Origin of the sequence: Limosilactobacillus reuteri, from assembly GCF_002254085.1 — a bacterium.
Taxonomy (GTDB): Bacteria; Bacillota; Bacilli; order Lactobacillales; family Lactobacillaceae; genus Limosilactobacillus; species Limosilactobacillus reuteri_K.
In genome coordinates this window covers 169438-189123 of record NZ_NGPY01000022.1, presented here as the reverse complement: position 1 = coordinate 189123, position 19686 = coordinate 169438, and the positions used below count along the sequence as shown (strand labels likewise).

16 protein-coding genes and 1 riboswitch are annotated in these 19686 nt (G+C 37.5%); of the genes, 7 read left to right on the top strand and 9 right to left on the bottom strand.

Annotated elements, in window-relative coordinates:
* The first annotated feature begins 1 nt into the window (after nt 1).
* Both CBG10_RS05955 and hisS read left to right on the top strand, forming a co-directional pair.
* Nucleotides 2–1198 (top strand): MDR family MFS transporter, encoded by a 1197-nt coding sequence (locus CBG10_RS05955; protein ID WP_094511996.1) that lies wholly within the window; start codon nt 2–4, stop codon nt 1196–1198.
* Between the two features lie 321 nt (nt 1199–1519).
* Entirely contained in the window at nt 1520–2797 is a 1278-nt protein-coding gene (gene hisS, locus CBG10_RS05950) for a histidine--tRNA ligase (RefSeq protein WP_094511995.1), read from the top strand.
* Nucleotides 2798–2882: 85 nt separating this feature from the next.
* On the opposite strand, the gene CBG10_RS05945 is transcribed toward hisS, so the two are convergent.
* The 3 genes from CBG10_RS05945 to CBG10_RS05935 all read right to left on the bottom strand — a co-directional run bounded on the left by CBG10_RS05945 (nt 2883) and on the right by CBG10_RS05935 (nt 5703).
* Nucleotides 2883–3377 carry a helix-turn-helix domain-containing protein gene (locus tag CBG10_RS05945; RefSeq protein WP_020843404.1) on the bottom strand — a complete coding sequence of 165 codons (495 nt, stop codon included), beginning with the start codon at nt 3375–3377 and terminating at the stop codon, nt 2883–2885.
* A 103-nt stretch (nt 3378–3480) separates the two neighbouring features.
* Nucleotides 3481–4119, bottom strand: coding sequence for an NAD(P)H-hydrate epimerase (locus tag CBG10_RS05940; protein WP_094511994.1), 639 nt, complete (start codon nt 4117–4119; stop codon nt 3481–3483).
* A 198-nt stretch (nt 4120–4317) separates the two neighbouring features.
* Nucleotides 4318–5703: a L,D-transpeptidase gene (locus tag CBG10_RS05935; RefSeq protein WP_094511993.1), complete on the bottom strand. Its 1386-nt coding sequence runs from the start codon at nt 5701–5703 to the stop codon at nt 4318–4320.
* Between the two features lie 517 nt (nt 5704–6220).
* Here CBG10_RS05935 and CBG10_RS05925 point away from each other — a divergent pair.
* A complete protein-coding gene (locus CBG10_RS05925) occupies nt 6221–6877 on the top strand; it encodes a L,D-transpeptidase (protein ID WP_094511992.1) in 657 nt (218 codons plus the stop codon).
* A gap of 198 nt (nt 6878–7075) precedes the next feature.
* Here the strand turns inward: CBG10_RS05925 and CBG10_RS05915 are convergent, their stop codons facing one another.
* Nucleotides 7076–7657, bottom strand: a complete 582-nt coding sequence (locus CBG10_RS05915; protein WP_094511991.1) for a hypothetical protein — start codon at nt 7655–7657, stop codon at nt 7076–7078.
* An 84-nt stretch (nt 7658–7741) separates the two neighbouring features.
* Between CBG10_RS05915 and CBG10_RS05910 the strand changes: the two genes are divergently transcribed.
* Together CBG10_RS05910 and CBG10_RS05905 are read left to right on the top strand one after the other, a co-directional pair.
* Nucleotides 7742–8953, top strand: coding sequence for a D-alanyl-D-alanine carboxypeptidase family protein (locus CBG10_RS05910; protein ID WP_094511990.1), 1212 nt, complete (start codon nt 7742–7744; stop codon nt 8951–8953).
* A gap of 99 nt (nt 8954–9052) precedes the next feature.
* Nucleotides 9053–9874 carry an alpha/beta hydrolase gene (locus CBG10_RS05905; protein ID WP_225361460.1) on the top strand — a complete coding sequence of 274 codons (822 nt, stop codon included), beginning with the start codon at nt 9053–9055 and terminating at the stop codon, nt 9872–9874.
* 185 nt (nt 9875–10059) lie between these two features.
* Here the strand turns inward: CBG10_RS05905 and CBG10_RS05900 are convergent, their stop codons facing one another.
* The 3 genes from CBG10_RS05900 to CBG10_RS05890 form a co-directional block, all read right to left on the bottom strand.
* Nucleotides 10060–11181 (bottom strand): glycerol dehydrogenase, encoded by a 1122-nt coding sequence (locus tag CBG10_RS05900; protein WP_094501445.1) that lies wholly within the window; start codon nt 11179–11181, stop codon nt 10060–10062.
* Between the two features lie 156 nt (nt 11182–11337).
* On the bottom strand, nt 11338–13467 hold the full coding sequence (locus tag CBG10_RS05895; RefSeq protein WP_003665059.1) for an LTA synthase family protein: 2130 nt from the start codon (nt 13465–13467) through the stop codon (nt 11338–11340).
* Between the two features lie 125 nt (nt 13468–13592).
* Nucleotides 13593–13856, bottom strand: a complete 264-nt coding sequence (locus tag CBG10_RS05890) for a hypothetical protein (RefSeq protein ID WP_094511988.1) — start codon at nt 13854–13856, stop codon at nt 13593–13595.
* Nucleotides 13857–13996: 140 nt separating this feature from the next.
* Here CBG10_RS05890 and CBG10_RS05885 point away from each other — a divergent pair, with 140 nt between their 5' ends.
* Nucleotides 13997–14650, top strand: a complete 654-nt coding sequence (locus CBG10_RS05885; protein WP_094511987.1) for a histidine phosphatase family protein — start codon at nt 13997–13999, stop codon at nt 14648–14650.
* A gap of 168 nt (nt 14651–14818) precedes the next feature.
* The gene (locus CBG10_RS05880) at nt 14819–16372 is read left to right on the top strand and encodes a YfcC family protein (protein WP_094511986.1); all 1554 of its coding nucleotides are present in this window, start codon (nt 14819–14821) and stop codon (nt 16370–16372) included.
* Nucleotides 16373–16414: 42 nt separating this feature from the next.
* Here CBG10_RS05880 and nhaC read toward each other — a convergent pair whose 3' ends face one another.
* Both nhaC and CBG10_RS05870 read right to left on the bottom strand, forming a co-directional pair.
* Entirely contained in the window at nt 16415–17824 is a 1410-nt protein-coding gene (nhaC, locus tag CBG10_RS05875) for a Na+/H+ antiporter NhaC (RefSeq protein WP_094511985.1), read from the bottom strand.
* A 311-nt stretch (nt 17825–18135) separates the two neighbouring features.
* Nucleotides 18136–19464 (bottom strand): nucleobase:cation symporter-2 family protein, encoded by a 1329-nt coding sequence (locus tag CBG10_RS05870; protein ID WP_094511984.1) that lies wholly within the window; start codon nt 19462–19464, stop codon nt 18136–18138.
* Between the two features lie 105 nt (nt 19465–19569).
* Nucleotides 19570–19668: riboswitch (purine riboswitch) on the bottom strand.
* Between the last annotated feature and the right edge of the window lie 18 nt (nt 19669–19686).

The window sequence follows — 19686 nt, the reverse complement described above, 5'->3', positions numbered from 1 at the left end:
AATGGAACAGCAAACAGTAAAATTAAAATGGGTTGCCCTTGCAAGTCTGTTAAACAACACTGGGGCAGCTTTTTTATGGCCGCTTACAACTATGTATCTTCATAATTACCTTGGGCAAACTTTGACAACTGCTGGCCTTGTAATGTTAATAATGTCAATTGCCATGATGATGGGAAATTATTTAGGAGGATGGTTGTTTGACCATTGGAAGCAATATCAAACAGCCATCTTAGGAGTTAGTCTATCTACGCTAGCGATATTCTTATTGATCTTTATTCATGGTTGGCCCTGGTATGCTGTCCTAATTACGATTAATAGTTTTGGTGATGGAATCAATGCCACGATTGTTAATTCTTATGGGACGTTGGTTAGTGATCATTCTTCCCGCTATGTTTTTAATTATATTTATATGGCCTTTAATATTGGGGTTGTGATTGGAACGTTGCTGGTTGGCGTTCTTCTGCCGATTAGTGTAGTGGTAGTTTTTGCTGTAGCAACAATCTTTTATGCCTTGTTAATGCTAGTAGTAGTTTTAACATTTAATGTGGCTGTAGATGCAATTAAAGATAATTCAGAGATACAAGAACACTATCATGGGTCCCGCCAATTACATTCGCGATGGATCATCTTAGTTTGGTTTATTCTCATAAACTATATTACGGTTCATTTAAGTTATTCTTTATGGGAAAGTGTAATGGCAGTCCATATGACAAACATGGGGATTCCATTCTATGCCTATAGTATGCTATGGACATTAAATGGGGTGTTAATTATTATTGGACAACCACTTGTTAATAAGTTAAGTCCCTATGTTCGGTTATCGACGCAAATTATTGTGGGAATATTTATTTTTGCCTTATCCTTCCTCTTATTAATTTTTGCTCGGACCCTGACAGCTTTTGTTATTGATTTTGTAATCTTAACAATTGGTGAAATGACCAGTTTTGCTGGCCTGCCTGCTTGGATTGCGCAACTGACTAATGTTGATGAAGCTGGGCATTACCAAGGACTGCTTAATATTATGATGTCGGTTGGACGGGCGATTGGTCCATTGTACGGTGGATTTGTCATTGAAAAAGGAAGTTATCAATTTTTGTTTATTTCAGTCTTTTGTCTAATGGCCGGTACTCTGATTATTATCTGTCTTTATTTATGGCATTTACACCGAGTTCAGCGACAGCTTAATTTAGATAAATGATACCCAAAATTTGTAAGCTATGGTAAAATCACTAATATATTATAAAAGCATTGACGTAGAAACAAAGTGCCTGTGTAATTGACAGAGATCCAGTTGAGCTGAGAGCTGGAAGCAGGCATGATCCACCTCTACTAGCTGAAAGGATGAATTTTAGTAGTCTGTTCCGGTGATTCCGTTATCGTCAGGAGTTAACGCAACTCCATGAGGCAGTGACTGTGAGGTTACTGTAAAATAGAGGTGGGACAGTGATGAATATCGCCCTCTAAGGCTGTTAAAGTCTTAGAGGGCTTTTGTTTTTATACGTAATGAAAGGGGAAACATATGGATTATCAAAAGCCAAAGGGAACTGCAGATATCTTACCAGGAACTACAAGCATTTGGGAAAAAGTAGAACAAAATGCGCGCGAAGTTTTTAACCAGTTTGGATACCGTGGAATTCGAACACCGATGTTTGAAGACTATCATGTTTTTTCACGAAATGTGGGGGATACTTCAGATATTGTTGAAAAAGAAATGTATGATTTCCATGATAAGGGTGATCGGCATATTGCATTACGTCCAGAGGGAACAGCTGGAGTAGTACGGGCTTACGTAGAAAATAAGCTCTATGGGCCAGAATATCCTAAACCTTATAAAGTTTATTACATGGGGCCAATGTTCCGGTATGAACGACCACAATCAGGGCGGCAACGTGAATTTCACCAAATTGGGGTTGAAGCATTAAACAATGAGTCACCACAAATTGATGTGGAAGTTATTTCAATGGCAATGGCTCTCTTTAAAAAGTTTGGGGTGCCAAATGTTAAATTAGTTATTAATACTCTTGGGGATAAGAAGGTTCGTGAAGATTACCGTGAAGCATTAATTAACTACTTGAAGCCTCACTATGATGAATTAAGTAAAGACTCTCAAGAACGGTTATATAAGAATCCATTGCGTGTGCTTGATAGTAAAGATGAGGGTGATAAGAAGATTGTTGCGGAAGCCCCATCAATCCTTGATTACCTTGATGAAGAGTCACAAGCTTACTTTGACGAAGTGCAGGCCTTATTAAATAAATTAGGAATTGATTTTGAAATTGATACCAATATGGTGCGGGGACTAGATTACTATAACCATACTATTTTTGAAATTATGTCAGACTCACCAGTATTTGGTGGCGGCTACACGACTGTTTGTGCAGGAGGTCGCTATAATGGTTTGATTAGTCAACTTGGTGGTCCTGAAGAAGGTGGAATTGGCTTTGGAATGGGTGTTGAACGGTTGACGCTCTTACTCCAAGAAGAAAATCCTGCATTTGCTCCTCAAAACCAATTGGATGTCTTCTTTGCGAGTGCAGATCAACAAGGGGATGAAATGGCGTTTGAAGTCCTCAGTAAAATTCGTCAGCAAGGAATCGTGGCTGATAAAGATTACAGCGGGGTAAAAGTTGGTAAGCAAATCAAAGAAGCCTTCCGTCGTAATGCGAAGTACTTTGCAGTGTTTGGCGCTCGTGAAGTTGAAGAAGGAACCTTCCAATTAAAGAATGCTGCTACTAAGGATGCAAAAACTATTAAAATTAGCGATTTTATAGCAAATCCGGCAGAATATTTGAAATAACTAAAATAAACGTAAGCAAAAAAGCAGCGACTAAGAGATAATAGCAAAATTCTCTTAGTCGCTGCTTTTTTGATCGGATATCATTTTAATGGCAAATATTGCCAAGAGCGTTGTAATTTACGTCACGGTTCGCATAATCCTCTGTTAGCTTGTTTACGAGCCGGTCTAATTCTCGTTGTTCATTTTCACTCAATGTGTGGTAAGCAGCTTCAGCAATCTTGTCACGACGCTTTAGCAAATTATCAGCAACTTCGATACCTTCAGTGTTAAGCTGAATTTTGTAGTCTTCCTCGTTAATTGGGGTGGTAGTTGCCAAATTGTTTGTTACTAATGCCTTGGTAGCATCTTCGAGGTCGCTCGGCCGGTAATTGAAGTCGTAAATTAGTTGTTTGCTAGTTAAACCGTCATCATGTTTACGTAAAATTCGGAGAAGACGGTGAAAATTGTGACGATCAGGAAAACCAGGTAGGCAATAATCACCATGGCGTTCTTCTTCAATATGTACTTGGCACTTTAACATTGATTGGTATTTTTCAAAGTTCTTTACGTCTATAAATAATTTGGTTGTTAATTCTGACATATTGTTTACCTCCAAATTGGTTCACCGCAACGTTCGTCACTTATTATAATAATGTTAATATTCAGTGATTAATAGTAAAAAGGCTTGGTAAATAATATTACAATCAGTCTACTGCATAAGTTCCCATATCATTAGCAACGACAACATTTCCTGCGTAATCTTTTCCGTCATTCTTAGTTAAGCCGACCTTATTATAGGCAAAAGTGACGGTTGTCGTAGCTCTAACAGCAGTCCCCATTACTTCTCCAGTATCAGTATTAACTCCTGATGGCATATCTACTGCAACGACAACCGCATCCGTGTTATTAATCGCATTAATCGCGTTGGCATAAGCTCCTTTTACTGTGCGATCGATTCCAATTCCAAACATGGCATCGACAATTAATGTTGCCTTATTAAGGACAGCGAGATCAGAAGTTTCAGGAATTTGATAATGGTGCGCGATCTTTTCTTGTGTTTGGTGTTCAGCAGACGCATGCTTAGGATTCCCTATATTGAGGATTGTTACATGGACACCAGCAATATGAAGCAAGCGTGCGATAGCTATTCCATCCCCGCCATTGTTTCCACTGCCAGCTACTACTGCCACATCTTTTAGCGCAATCGGAAAAGCATGTAAAATTTCATCGCGAACGGCTAAGGCAGCCCGTTCCATTAACACAAGGGAAGGGATACCGATTGTATTAATGGTGTAAGAATCGTAATGTCGCATTTCTTCTGCAGTAACAATTTTATCAGTCATAATCTAAGCCTCCTAAGGTTAAGATACATTTTTACTGTACCACTATTTTAGAATTATGAGGTGCAAAGGGGAATTTTTTACGTATATATTAATTAAGAGAATAAAAAGTAAGCTAGCTTGCGAGTTTTTCACCATAGTCCGGTTAGGTGTTCTTTTAAAATAATAAAGAGGCTGGGGGTTCCCAACCTCCTTAGAGTATTAATAAATAATAACGGGTTCATTCTGCTTTAAATCATGGAAGGCTTGTCCAGCCACACTTGGTTGCATATTAATACAGCCGTGCGAACCGTCGCTTAGGTAAGCAGTCTTTGACCAATTATGACGCCAACTTGCATCGTGGAAGCCACATCCTGTTAAAGTAAATGGCGACCAATAATTAACTTTACTTGCATAACTTGATCCATCATCGTTTTGTCCACGGAGAACTGAAGGGCTTTGCTGGTACATGATATACCAGACTCCCTTTGGCGTTTTGTTACCTTCATTATTAGTCCCACTAACAATGTCTGTGGTAAGGACACATTTACCATCTTTGTAGAAATAAGCTTGTTGGTCAGCTAATGAAACTTCAGCATAAGTGTCTCCAATACCATTATTAGATGTAACATTGTAGCCGAGTCCAGCAGTATTATAGCCTTTACCTTCAATATCATGTTCACCATCAACTTCTTGGCGACCATCGATAATTGCTTTAGTTAATGAATTGCCAGCTTTTTTCTCGCTAATTTTCCAACCATAAGAACCATTAGCTGTAGTGGTAATTTCTGCTCCAGAATGAGTCCTAAATTTAAATGGTTTATCAAGAGTTGCATGTTTTTCATTAATTTTCTTTACTTGTTTATTTAAGGCCGTAGTGTCGAAATTATACTTGCCATTTTGATAAGTTGCCCGGGTAATAATTTGATTGGTAGTAAGGCTATACTTTTCATTTTGAACAAGGTAAGTAACTTTCTTCCCTTTTAACTTATTTAATTGTTTTTCCTCGTTCTTAACGGTTTTGCTATTTGCAGTAATCGGCTGTTCTTTATGTAAAGTAATGTTAATTTTAGTACTTCCTGCTTGATTATTTAGTTGATTAACAGCATTTTGTAAATCATATTTATTACCTTTAACTGCAGGAATTACAGTAACTTTATCATTGTGGTAGACTGCATAAGCATTAACGGGAGCGTTACGACCTGTGTTGAGCTGACGTACTTTGTTAGTTAATTTGTTTTTAGCAATATTAAGCGAATCTTGATTAAAGTTATCAGGTTTTATTGATAAGTTGGTTGCTTTATGTGATGGAAAAAATGTAAACTGCTTTTTAAGTGCTTGATTAAATTTTTGTTCATCATTATTGCTAAAGTTAGCCTTCATTGATTTAGTTTGGTAAACTAGCTTATTGTCAACGTATACCTTGGTTGCTCCAGAGGTCCCTTTTACCTTATCAAAAGCCTGCTTAGCTGTTAATCCCCCAACGGCAACATTATTAATGGTTACGTTTTTATTGAAATGATTTTTCTGGTGAACAGTCATTCCAGCAATCATTATAATTAGTAATGCTCCTATTCCTGCTATCCAGTATTTAATATACGATTGCATTGTCCCTTCCTCGAATTGAAAATAAATAATTATGTTCCTATCTTAGCACGGAAACTTAATAACTCAATAAAAAACTTATCAAGTTATCGTGTTCTTAAATAGCGATCAATCCCATCTAAAAGAAACTTAAAAAATAAGCAAATATTTAATAGCAGGAATACTTTGAAGAAGATCCGCCAATTAATTATTTTTAATGAAAATTGAAGAAGATCATAAATTATAACTAAAAGAATAAAAAGAATGTTAGCTCGTAAAATATCTTTTGACCATTTATGATTGATGGTATAAGACCACATATTTGCTATGAATGAAAAAACGGCTGTCATAATAGAATCCTCACAATTACTTACGTAAGATTTGCATAGATGATGGCAACGATAAAGAAAAAGATGGCAGTTAAGTATGAAATTTTAAGATTATCTCGCATTTTTTACACCTTTTTGAAAGTATATTGAATAAAAAAATTCCTATTATTATAATAATGATGTTTTGAATTATCTGTAAAGGAGAAATTAATTTGAACTTACGAGTAAAGCATTGGATTTATGGAATATTCTGCTTATTGGTGGCAATAATTGCAATCGGTCCAGAATTACATGCTGCTTCGAATACACATCCCCAAAGAGCAGTAGTTGAATCGCAAGTAGACGAAAAACCAACACAAGAAAAGAAAGTCGATAATAGTGAAAGCCATATGCGCACCCCAATTGATTGGCATAAGCCTTCAGAAACGGTCCCATATCCAGATTTGAATAAAGTGAAAGATTTTTGGATTAAAGTCGATTTAAAAAATAATCGGACATATTTGTATGATGGTTCAAAGGTCATTTACACAATGTATAGCACAGGTGGAATTTATAAAAAAGATCCTAAAACAGGTAAGCTGAAAAGCGCGACCCCGACAGGAACATTTTATGCTCAACAAGAACGAGGAGATAGCTTTTTTAATCGATCGTTAAAAGAGGGAGCTAATTACTACGTTTCTTGGAAGAATCATGGAGAATACTTGTTCCATAGTGTTCCGACTAAAGCGGACGGAAAATATAATGAACAAGAAGCTGCTAAACTTGGAAAAACACAGGGTTCTCACGGGTGTATTCGGCTTTCAGTGCCAGACGCACAATGGATGGAAAAGAATTTGCCGGTCGGTACTAAGATTGAGATTGTCGGCTAATTTTGTAGTGCTAAAATTTTAAAGATAATCAAGATCAGATCGATTATTAGAAAGAAAAAAATTATTTGCGTGATTGAAATTTTGATTAATGGGATGAAGTATGTAAGAAGATTATAAAAGATAATTATTATTAGTGAAATAAGATTACTTCCAAATAAGTGATTAAAAAAACGTCCATATTTTAATCGTGAAATCATATTAATAGTCCTCCTTAACTATTAAGGGTGTATTTTTAGGCAAAGTTTGAAGCCATTTAGCATCGGGGGGTGACACTTGGATAGTGTTTTCGATCTTGGGTGCTTTTCGTAGATTGCGTGGGACCTGATGATTATTCATATCTGTAACGGGGGTTTCAATGTAGTTCCCATCATTAACGCCTAACCAGTTCTTAGCGATGGCTTGCTGGGAACCATTAATGTGATAAATTTGCTGCCCCCGAGCATGAAGTAAGCGAAAAGAATTCTTTTGTGCTGGTAAATTAATTTGTGCGTGGATGATGTAAATAACTTGTCGCTTATTTGAGTTGATAACTAGAATTCTTTTTGCTTGTTTGACGGCGACCAATTCAATAGGATCATTATCGATCTTAGGATATGTCCAATTTTCAGAGGAACGATGGATATTAGGGGCGCGAAGGCGATTTTGGTTAAGAATTTGGCTTGTTTTGCTAGCTTGAGGAATAAATCTAGTAGCATTATATGTGTAAAGGTTAAAAATTAGAATAAAACTAAGGAATAGGCCAGTTGAGATGAAAAGCAGAGATTTAAGTTCTTTATTCATAATGAATTCCTTTATTATTTATTATTTATTATTTATTATTAAATTTATCTTACCGTACTTGGAGAAAATAGGAGAATAGATTTTATGAAAAAATTGACAGTTTTTATTTTATCTCTATTCATGATGCTAATGGGAGGAAGGCAATCTGTATTAGCAAATAGTCGAATTGATGCTTCTGCAGCGATCATGGCTGATGCTTCAACAGGGCAAATTATCTATAAGCAAAATGTAGATAAGGCTCTGCCAGTGGCCTCAATTACAAAATTATTAACTATTTTAGTAATAGAAGATGAAATCCAACAGAAGCAGCTTTCGTGGGATACTCAAGTAAAAATAACTCCTGAAATTGCGGCTATTTCTAATGATGCTGCTTATTCTTCAATCGGACTAAAATCTGGTCAATCTTATTCAGTTCGGACATTAATCAATGCAGCCCTTGTAAAGTCAGCTGATGGAGCGACCGTCGCACTTGCAACTGCTACCGGGGATGGGACCGATGAATTTAATCTTAAAATGATGCAAAAAGCCAAAAAAATTGGAATGACTAAGACAAATATTGTTAATTCAGTCGGATTAGACAATGGAGATATGAAAAGTTTTAAGTTAGCTGATCTTCCTAACAATGCTGCTAATACAATGAGTGCACGTGATGTTGCCATTTTATCGCAATACTTTGTGACACATTATCCAGAACTTTTACAAATTACAGCACAAAAAGAAGTAAAATTTCAAATAGCGAAAGATCAAGTTAAGACTGAAAAAAATCTTAATAAGATGTTACCGGGAGAACAGTACGCTGTAAAAGGAGTAACGATTGATGGTTTGAAGACGGGGACTTCTGACAGTGCGGGAGCTTGTTTTGCAAGTACAGGTAAGTATCAAGGACATCGCATTATTACTGTTATCTTACATTCAAAAGGAAGCAATAAAGACAACCGATTTAAGGCTACTCAGAATTTATATAAGATCCTTAAAACAGAGGACCATTTACAAAAAATAAAAGTTCCATCATCAGTAACAACACGTAAAGTAGCTAATGGTGTTGAAAAAACAATGGAACTCACGCCGCAACAAGTAACTATTTGGAGTCCGTATGATACAAAAACGGACTATACAATTGGAACACAATATAAAAAGAAAAAATTAGAAGCACCTATTTGGAAAGGTGAACGTGTCGGCAGCTTAAGGATAACGAGTGATCAGTTAGAAACGCTTAATGGGGAACCATTAACTTACTCTCTATATAGTGCTAATGATGTTCGCCGTGGAAACTTTTGGCAACGTCTCCTGCATTAAAATAAGTTTTGACTGCATTATTGTTCTTAGGCTTATAATCTAAGTAAACAAAAAAGCGGGTGAAATTATGAAAAAAGCCATATTGGGATTGGTGTAGTGATAGTAGTTGTTATTCTGGCAATAATTGGTGGGGCAGTTTGGCGTCAGCAAAAACATAGTAAGTATGTGCAATCAACAACGCCAACGCTATTTTTCCATGGTGGAGGCAGTAGTTATCATGCAGAAGAACACATGGTAAATGCTGCTAAAAAAGCTGGGGTAACGAGCACAGTCTTGCAAGCTGATGTTGCTAATAACGGAAAAGTTACTCTTCATGGTTCAATGCATAAAGGGGCCATCAATCCAATTGTTGAGGTGAATTATGATAACAATAGGCAGTTGGATTTTAATAAGCATGGCGAATATGCGACAAATGTTGTAAAAGCATTACAGAAACGCTATCGCATAACTAAGATTAATATGGTTGGTCATTCCCTGGGAAATATTTCGATTATTTACTATATGTTGCAAAACGGTAAAAATCAGAATATGCCTCAATTACAAAAACAGGTTGATATCGCAGGTCATTTTGCGGGATTGAATTTTAAACAGGTACCTGCTGCTATCCAGCAACCAGTTGGAATGAAATTAAATAAAGACGGCAAGCCAAATGAAATGAACGCTACATATCGTCAAATGACAGAAGTACGGCAAACCTATCCTAAAGGTCAAGTAGCAGTTCTTAATATTATCGGTGATATTGGTAATCATACAGATGGAACTGTTGATAATGCATCGTCATTATCACTCAAGTACCTAGTAGCTGCTCGGGCAAAGTCGTACCGTGTCCTAAAAATAACAGGAAAAGATGCTCAACATTCGAAACTTCATAATAATGCTCAAGTTGATAAGGCATTAATTAATTTCTTGTGGAGTAAATAACAAAAAGGAACTGTGACATAAGTTAAGTTACTTTCATAAAAAGCAAATACGCAGTACAACAATAGGCCTCTAACGTCCGGCAAAACCGAACGTTAGAGGCCTATTGTTGCTTGCGGGGGCTCCCAGAGGCTAGCTTCGCGTCGAAAAACGAAGTCACAAGTGACTTCTGGCTCGCTCCCTTTTTATTACATCTGGCTATGATGACAATGGTGACTATTTAAATATTGTTTAGTATATGCATCAACTGCTCGCAATGCTTGCGCAACGTCATCTGGAGTTACCTTAAATGGCAAACGATCCATGGTATCTTGTTCTGAACAGGCGGCTTTTCCAGCACTGAGCAATTCTTCATCAGTAACATTTTCTAAATGTAGATCAGCAAGAGTAGTTGGGAGGCCTAAAGAAAGAATAAATTGGAAGTATTTGTTATAACGTTCTTTGTCAGCACCTTCGAGCATTAATTGGGTAAGTGTTCCATATGCAACTTTCTCACCGTGTGTTAAATCATGTGTTTCTTCTAAAATTGTTAAGCCATCATGAATAGCATGAGCACCGGATAAACCACCACTTTCAAAACCAAGACCACTCATCAGGGTATTAGCCTCAACAATATTAGAAAATGCTGGCGTAACGACATGTGCTTCCGCATCCGCTACAGCTAGGTGCGAGTAATTAAATAATGTCTCTTCACATTTCTGGGCGATTGCATTTCCAACAAGGGTTTGTTTTTCACCAAGCATTGTATCACTATGAGCCTGAGCAACTGCTTGTGCCTCAACATTGGTAGCTAAAGCATCGGCAATTCCAGAAATAAGCATCCGAACGGGACCATTAGCGATAACTTGAGTATCAACTAAAACCAGATTAGGGTTTTGGTTGTAGAAACGATAATGATCGAAGCCACCGTCATCAGTGTAGATTACTGAAAGACGAGAACAAGGTGCATCATTTGAAGCCAATGTTGGCATAATTACAACTGGTAAGTTAAGGTTATCGGCAATCGCTTTGGCAGTATCAACTGTTTTACCACCACCAAGACCATAAACGACAGTTACATTATTTTCTTTACCAATTTCTGTGACCCGGTTTACTTCGTTAGTGGATGATTCACCATTAAATTGAACACGGGTGACATCATAACCGCTTTCTTGAAGATATTGTTCAAACCGCTTACCTACAATTTTATAGACTGTTTCGCCAGCCAATAGTAACGGCTTTGTACCAAAGTTTTTAAGATACTTATCACTTTCAAAAAGGACACCTTTACCTTGAATATACGACGATGGTGAGCCAAATTCTTCAACCATAAAAATCCCTCCATTATTCTTTGTGTATAAGTTAACAATATCACTTTTGCTACTGGAGGAAAAGTTTAGTTGATTGAAATTAGCTTAAACTTAAAAACAGAGCCTAGACAAAACAAAATGTTCTGCTAGGCTCTATTATGCTATGTTGTACCCGTGCTATTTATTATTAGCGTCGGGGTTAGTGATCTTAATACGGTTGGAATCAGTAGAAGAGTGGTTTTGCTCAGGGGCGTCAGTGCTGTAGTCATCTACAGTTGAACGGTCACCATTTTCTGAGTAAATACTTGTTGATTTAATTCCCTTCTTCTTTTCAATTCGCTGTGCTCGTTTTAGACCATTTGAATAATTGTAATCAGCTGGGTTAACGTTTTTAAACCCTTTTGGATGGTAGAACCGCAAGAGATTCTTTTCGTTTAACGAATCAGAAAGAGTTAGTTCTTCATTTACAAACTCTTGATCCTTCTTTAACTTCTCTTGCTGCTTCTTGGTAAGTTTAGCTTCTTTACCGGTCTTATTATTGTAAATTGTTCCACCCACACTCGTATAAGTTGGCGTAACAAAATCCCGATTACGGAAGGCAACCACTTGGTTATGCTTGCTAGAGAAGAGATCGGTTCCAAATTGAATATAGCGTTTACTGCTAATTCCTAATAAGTGAAGGAGGGTTGGAAGAACATCAACTTCTCCACCATAGGTATGATAAACTTTTCCGTGACCCGTACCAGGGATGACAAACATTAGTGGTACGCGTTGAAGCTGAGCATTATCAAAGTCAGTCCAATCATCTGCACTCTTTCCAAGAACACTTGCTAAGGAAGTATTCTCGCTGTTTGAAATCCCATAATGGTCACCATAAATCATAATAATTGATTTCTTATCAAGACCAGTCTTTTGGAGATAATTAAAGAATTCCTGAATTGATTGATCAAGATAATGAGCTGTTACAAAGTAATTATCGACGTTACTATCCCCGGTATTAGTTGTTTGGAAGTTTGGATCTTTATCTTCATCATCAAGCGTGTAAGGGAAGTGGTTAGTAACAGTGATATATTTAGCGTAGAATGGCTGCTGTAAACTTTGGAGATACTTGATCGAGTTTTTGAATAATAACTTATCTTTAAGTCCATATCCGGTAGCCTTGTCTCCAGAAGTATCGTAATAACTAGCATCAAAGAAGTATTGGTAACCTAAATTCTTGTATACATTATTGCGGTTCCAGAAACTAGCGACATTTCCGTGGAAAACAGCGCTCGTGTAACCGGCACGTTGATTAAGAATAGCTGGAGCGCCTTGGAAAGTATTGTCACTCCCTAACGTGGCAAATAAAGATCCTTGTGGCAAGCCAAATGTACTAGTCTCTAAGAGGTTTTCTGCATCGCTGGTTTTACCTTGACCGACTTGGTGGAAGAAATTATCAAACGAGTAGGTATCCTTGCCGTTATAAAGTGAGTTAAGGAATGGGGTAACTTCTTGACCGTTGATCTTCTTGTTAATTAAAAATTGTTGAAAACTTTCAAGGTGGATGATAATCACGTTACGGCCCTTGGCAATTCCATACATTTGTGGATTGGCCGGAGCGTAGTGCTTATCAGTGAACTTCTTAACTTTTAGTAGTTCAGGTTTAGTAGCACTTTGTCGCATATTATTGATATGTTGCGATTTTACTAAATCATAACCAGTAAAAGTATCAATACCGAGATATTTTACAATGTAGGAACGATCAAATGTCCGGCCAAGCAGTTGCGGACGACTCATTTCTGCAAAAGACAAATTAACCCCAAATAAGACAAGACCAACGGAGCTAAATGCGAATGCTAACCGTGTTCCAATTGCTCGTGGATCAAATTTGATAACTTTACAGAGCATTAAAATAAGAATTACGACGATATCTAACCAGTAAAAGACATCATGGAAGTTAGTGAGGGCAAGTGAACTACCACTTAAACCTTGATTAACTTTTGAATAACCAGTCATCGTAGCAATTGTCATAAAATCGGTAAATTCACGATAATAGATGACATTTAAATAGAGTAATAATGTGTTTGCAATGTCTAAGCCCATAATAACCGGGTAGAAGAACCGCGAACGCTTAAAGTAGAATGCTAAACTGTAAATAAAAAAGGTGGTCGCTAACGGGTTAAAAATTAAGATAAGGTATTGAAAAATTCCCGTAACGCCAAGCTTAAAGTCAGTAAAGTAAGCAAACAGGGTCTTTAACCAAAAAAGGATAACTAGGAGGGTGAAAAAACCAATCCTAGTATCCACAAATTTGCTTAATTTTTTCATTAGGAATGTTCCTCGCAATCAATATGGTTTGTTCTATATTATCGAAGTGCAATTTCGACAAATCAAGAATTATTTTATCATAGATTACTATAAAACATTCTTTTTATGGAAATCGTTGAAGAAACTTAATTCTTTGCTGGGACCAAGGCAGGAACAGAAACCCAGTCGTAACTAAATAATTTTTTTAGCTTTTTATTTACTGGAATCCATATCCCTGCTTTCAAGATATCAACCAATGATGCCCGTAAAGTTTTATCTTCCCGATACTGTTTAGTTAATGGAATCTTGAGTAAGTGGCCTTCTTCAGTAATTACGGTAACATTTTTCAGAGTAACATTAATAATCTTAGCAGCAACAATATTTGGTTGACTAGTGTCTCTAAGCTTCATAATAATTCCTTCCTTCTATATTTTCTATATTTTTTAATCTACGTGGAGAATATGAAGAATCTGTGTTTAAAGCTCAAAGTTAATACTTAAATAGTTTTAAGAGTTTGTAAGCGGTACAATAAGATTATGGAGGGATTGTTATGACTAAATTGAATATTTATCTTGTTCGCCATGGACAGACTTTTTTTAATATTTACAATAAATTGCAAGGGTGGAGTAACTCCCCACTAACTATGAAAGGCAAAGAAGATGCAAAGGTAGCTGGCGAGAAATTGCAAAACATTCACTTTGATGGGGCCTTTTGTAGTGACCTTTCCCGAGCCATGGAAACAGCACAAGTGATTTTAAATCTTAATAACGCTAATTCTGTAGCTCATCCAGTCACCGCTCCTTATTTTCGGGAAGAGTTTTATGGATCATATGAAGGAACAAATATGGATCTTGCTTGGTACAATGCGGGTGCCCCTCATGGCTTTAAGAACTTCCGTGAAATTGTAACCGCATATTCTATCGGTCAAGCCAAAGACTGGTTAAAGGATGCTGATCCATTTCATGACGCCGAAAACAATGAAGAGTACTGGCAACGAATGGACAAAGGAATTGAATTAATTCGGAATGCTGATTTACCTAACGACGCCAATGTTTTATGGGTAAGTCATGGAAATACTGTTTTAAGCTTAGTAGAACGTTTTGGTCATGGAAAGTATGATGTGACTGAACGCCCAGCAAATGGAAGTCTGACACGCGTAATGTTGACTGATAATGATATAGAAATTGTTGAATATAATAAGTAGCCTAAGTAATAAAGGTGAAAATGTTAAAAAGCAGGTAAATCTAATGGGTTTAACCTGCTTTTTAAATAATAAATATGCATTTGTTGAATTAATCTGACTTATTACGAAGTTTGTTGAAAACGCTTGCTAAAATTAATAAAAGGGAGAAAGGAGACTTAAGGAGTGAGGATGATGGGAAAAGCAACAGCAGGGAAAAAGTATCGGTTTAAATTAAAAATGCCAGGTGCATTTACAATTTTATTCTTTCTGACAGTGATCGCAGTAATGCTTACTTGGATTGTTCCAGCGGGAAGTTATTCTAAGCTAGCATATGTTAATAATCATCTCCAAGTAACGCAACCAACTGGAGAAAAAATTAGTTATCCTGCGACACAGACAACATTAGATAAATTGCACATTCAAATTGATGTCGACCAGTTTAAATCAGGAGCAATTAATAAGCCAATTTCAGTACCAGGAACTTATAAACGGCTTGAACAGCATCCGGCTTCGGTCAGCGATATTTTCTCTAGTATGGTTGATGGTACAATTGAATCAGTTGATATTATGATTTTTATCTTAGTTTTAGGTGGTTTGATTGGTGTTGTTAAAGCAAGTGGAGCTTTTGAATCTGGACTAGCAGCATTATCTACCAAGACTAAGGGGAAAGAATTTATTTTGGTGTTCCTCGTGACAGTTTTACTAGCACTTGGTGGAACGCTATGTGGGATTGAAGAAGAAGCGGTTGCCTTTTACCCAATCTTAGCCCCAGTTTTTATTGCGATGGGTTATGATTCAATTGTTTGTGTTGGGGCTATTTTCTTAGCAAGTTCGCTTGGAACAACATTTTCAGTAATCAATCCGTTTTCAGTTGTAATTGCGTCAAATGCTGCTGGGACAACTTTTACGCAAGGAATGGCAGGACGAATTTTTGGCTTGGTAATTGCAGTTACTTGTTTATTATTTTACCTGCATTGGTATGCACGCAAAGTACAACAGAACCCACAGTTTTCCTATTCGTATGATGATCGGGATAAATTTGATCAAATGTGGGGAATGGCTACTAGCGAAGAAAAAGATCAGCAGTTTACATTAAAAAAGAAAATTATTTTAATTTTATTTGCTTGCGCCTTCCCAATTATGATTTGGGGAGTAATGGCCAAAGGATGGGCTTTCCCTAACATGGCATCCGCTTTCTTAACAATTGCTATTATTATTATGTTTTTAGCTTGTTTTGGGCACCAAGATGGTTTGGGAGAATATAAGACCACAACAGCTTTTTCTGATGGAGCAGCTAGTTTAGTCGGTGTATCATTAATTATTGGTTTGGCACGAGGAATTAATAAAGTGCTTAATGATGGCTATATTTCTGATACAATTCTCTATGCTTCTTCAAAAATGGTTGCACATATGAACGGATCGTTTTTCATTATTGTGATGATGCTGGTATTCTTTGTCTTAGGTTTTATTGTGCCATCATCATCTGGTTTAGCAGTACTAGCAATGCCAATTTTAGCGCCACTAGCTGATACGGTTCATATTCCGCGATATACTGTTGTTACCGCATATCAATTTGGTCAATATGCAATGTTATTCTTAGCGCCGACTGGGTTAGTTATGGCAACTTTGCAAATGCTCGATATGCGATATTCCCATTGGTTGCGTTTTGTGTGGCCGGTAGTTGTCTTTGTATTAATCTTTGGTGGGGGATTATTGGTAACAGAAGTATTAATTGCAGGATAATAAAAAAGTCTGGGTAAGAGGAATTCTCAAACCCAGACTTTTTTAAGCTTCCTTTATTTGCTTTTCGTTCGTAGCATTGCGTTGATTTCCTTTTTGCCACTTCAAACCAATTCCAGTAACCCCACTTAAAATTGAGAAAACTGGTGAAAACAGACTAAAGAAAGCAAATGGTAGGAAGTGAAGGACTGGTACACCAAGAGTTGAGGCGACGAATGATCCAGCAACACCCCATGGGATTAAGTAGTTAATAACACTTCCGCCATCTTCAAGGACACGACTAAGAGCTAATGGTGAAAGACCCATTTTATCAAATGCACCCTTAAATGCCTTACCTGGAAGAATAACGGAAAGGTATTGTTCCCCAACAAAAAGATTGATTCCAATACCAGAAAGAATTGTAACAGTAATAAGACTGCCAGGCTTATGAAGGTGGTCAACAAGCGGCTTCATTGCTGACTGAACAATGTTAAACTTCATCAAAATTCCCCCAAGCGAAAGGGTAACGATGATCAGGGAAACTGTTCCCATCATACTGCTAATCCCACCACGGGTAAGCAGCGTATTAACAGTTGCATCGCTAGTGTGAGCAACGAAGCCATCACTAATTAATTTGGCGAGGGATTGAAGAGAGGTTCCTGGCTTTTGGAAGAAGATCATGACTACTGTAACGATGATATTAATAAATAAGGTTGGAATAGCAGGAATGTGGCGCCATGCACAGATAAACATTAAGGCGATTGGTAATAGGGCCCACCATGAAATTGTAAATTGTTGATTAAGAATAGCCATTGTGTGGGCGATCTTGCCAGCACTCATATGGGAACCGGAATTACCAAAGAACCAGAATAGAATTAGTGACACGATAAAAGAAGGAATCGTTGACCACATCATATTCTTGATATGGGCGAAAAGGTCACTACCTGCGATTGCCGAGGCAAGATTAGTTGAATCAGAGAGGGGTGACATTTTATCACCAAAAACAGCTCCCGAAATGATCGCACCCGCTACTAGCGCAGGATTAGCATTAAGTGCAACGCCCATTCCAAATAAGGCAATTCCGATTGTCGAAATAGTTGTAAACCCACTACCAATGGATAGACCGACTAAAGAACAGACAATGAATGTTGATGGAACAAAAAATTGACTGCTAATCAGTTTGAAGCCGACAATCATAATTGTAGGGATGACTCCAGCTTGAATCCAAACGGCGATTAATGCGCCAATAAGGATAAAGATAAAGATGGGGATGATTGCGGTACCGATTCCTTCTTGGATACCTTTATGAATCTCGTCCCAACTAGCACCACGAAACTTGACCCAAAAAATAAGTAAAGCTATGACAAATAGGACGGGGATCTGTGGTGACAAGCCAAACTTAATCACGGCAGTTCCTAAAATTATTAGCATGATAAGTAAGAGAGTTACTGCCTCTTTAAAACGAATACTCTTCATCGTTGTTCCTCCTTAGAAAAGAAATAAAAAAGTCCCGTTGATAAAAGTATCAACGGGACGATTATTGTAATCGCGGTACCACCCACCTACGCATCTTGATTTTATGCGCACTCATATCAGGTGGTAACGGCACTGAATATGGCCGGACAATTCAGATCACGTGATAATTCGAAATACTCCGCCTGACCGGTTCGCACCTCACCACCGGCTCTCTTACACCCAACGAAGACTCTACTGAAACGATAATTGTTGCAATTATAATATCGTGCTGAGATTTGAATGTCAACAACTAAATTAAAAAAGAATGAGAATTAATCATGATTAGCCCACCGATGATTAAATAACAGATTAAGAAGAACGGCCGAAAGACTGGTGACAACAATCCCATTACCAAGAATGATTTGAAATTCTGTTGGCATATGCTGGAATAGTTGAGGATACATGGTAATTCCTAGTCCCAATCCGATTGAAATAGATGCCGTAAGAAGGTTAGCGTTATTAGAAAAGTCAACTTTATGGAGAATTTGTACTCCTTGAACGCCGACCATCCCAAACATCACAATCATTGCACCGCCAAGGACCGGTTCTGGAATAACCGTTGCGAGAGCGCCGACTTTAGGTAAAAGACCAAGTAATAAGAGTAAAAAGGCGGCATAGTAAACGGGTTGGCGACTTTTCACTCCAGACATTTTAAGAACACCCACATTTTCAGAAAAAGTAGAATAAGGGAAGGTATTAAAAAGTCCGCCTAAAATTGCAGCAATCCCTTCAGCACGGTATCCACGTTCTAAGTCGTTAGTTGTTAATTGCCGGCCAGTAATGTCACTAAGGGCAAAGAACACTCCGGTTGACTCGATCATTGTCGTGAGCGAAACAAGAATCATTGTGATCATGGCACTCATATCAAAACGTGGAACGCCAAAGAAGAATAATTGCGGAGCGTGGAACCAAGCAGCTTCACTAACCGGTTTAAGAGAGACAAAGCCTAATGCGCCCGCAATGAAAGAAGAAATTAAAATTCCTAATAAAATAGCGATTGACTTCATAAAGCCACGAGCAAAGGCATTGAATAATAGAATGATAGCAATTGTTAGAAAGCCGATAAGGAGGTTAGCGGGATCACCAAATGAAGCAGCAGTTGGCGTACCTCCTCCTAAGTCTTGAAAACCTACTGGAACAAGGGTAAATCCAATAATAGTTATTAAAGATCCAGTAACGACCGGTGGAAAAAACTTCTTTAAGCGGGCAAAAAAGCCAGCAATTAGGAAAACAAAGATCCCAGCTGCAATAATGGCCCCATACATATAAGTGATTCCTAGCTTTCCACCAATTGTTTCGAGGGGAGTAACAGCTTGAACTGCACACCCGAGGACAACTGGCAAGCCAATCCCAGTTAATGGTGTTCGCTTTAATTGTAAGAGGGTTGCAACACCACACATGAAAATATCGATCGAGACCAGGTAAGTCATTTGAAGTGTGGAGAAGTGTAAGTAATGTCCAATTAATAACGGAACAAGAACGTCTCCAGAATACATTGCAAGTAAGTGCTGGAAACCAAGGACAAAATTTTGCCATTGACGAGTGAAATCGATTTTAGTGTGACGACTAGGTGCTTGAATAGATGAAACAGGTTCTTTCAAAATATACCTCCCCAAAAATTAACACGCCTAAATAAAAATAAGAGACTGAAAAAATTCAGCCTCTCTACCGATTTTTAAAAGCTTGAAGTTAAAAACAGACAGTGTCAGTTTTTAAGAAGTGCTTATAGTCTAAAGTTTACGGCTTTAGGTAGAGACTAACCGACCATATTTCGGTATTATATAGGCTATTTATTTAATGTAGTTATCCTAGCACTAATACCG

Bases quoted from the DNA above. Each gene is read 5' to 3' on its own strand.
- CBG10_RS05895 (WP_003665059.1), bottom strand. From the start codon at position 13,467: ATGAAAAAATTAAGCAAATTTGTGGATACTAGGATTGGTTTTTTCACC.
- CBG10_RS05910 (WP_094511990.1), top strand. From the start codon at position 7,742: ATGAAAAAATTGACAGTTTTTATTTTATCTCTATTCATGATGCTAATG.
- CBG10_RS05915 (WP_094511991.1), bottom strand. From the start codon at position 7,657: ATGAATAAAGAACTTAAATCTCTGCTTTTCATCTCAACTGGCCTATTC.
- CBG10_RS05955 (WP_094511996.1), top strand. From the start codon at position 2: ATGGAACAGCAAACAGTAAAATTAAAATGGGTTGCCCTTGCAAGTCTG.
- nhaC (WP_094511985.1), bottom strand. From the start codon at position 17,824: ATGAAGAGTATTCGTTTTAAAGAGGCAGTAACTCTCTTACTTATCATG.
- CBG10_RS05890 (WP_094511988.1), bottom strand. From the start codon at position 13,856: ATGAAGCTTAGAGACACTAGTCAACCAAATATTGTTGCTGCTAAGATT.
- CBG10_RS05940 (WP_094511994.1), bottom strand. From the start codon at position 4,119: ATGACTGATAAAATTGTTACTGCAGAAGAAATGCGACATTACGATTCT.
- hisS (WP_094511995.1), top strand. From the start codon at position 1,520: ATGGATTATCAAAAGCCAAAGGGAACTGCAGATATCTTACCAGGAACT.
- CBG10_RS05935 (WP_094511993.1), bottom strand. From the start codon at position 5,703: ATGCAATCGTATATTAAATACTGGATAGCAGGAATAGGAGCATTACTA.
- CBG10_RS05900 (WP_094501445.1), bottom strand. From the start codon at position 11,181: ATGGTTGAAGAATTTGGCTCACCATCGTCGTATATTCAAGGTAAAGGT.
- CBG10_RS05945 (WP_020843404.1), bottom strand. From the start codon at position 3,377: ATGTCAGAATTAACAACCAAATTATTTATAGACGTAAAGAACTTTGAA.
- CBG10_RS05885 (WP_094511987.1), top strand. From the start codon at position 13,997: ATGACTAAATTGAATATTTATCTTGTTCGCCATGGACAGACTTTTTTT.
- CBG10_RS05880 (WP_094511986.1), top strand. From the start codon at position 14,819: ATGATGGGAAAAGCAACAGCAGGGAAAAAGTATCGGTTTAAATTAAAA.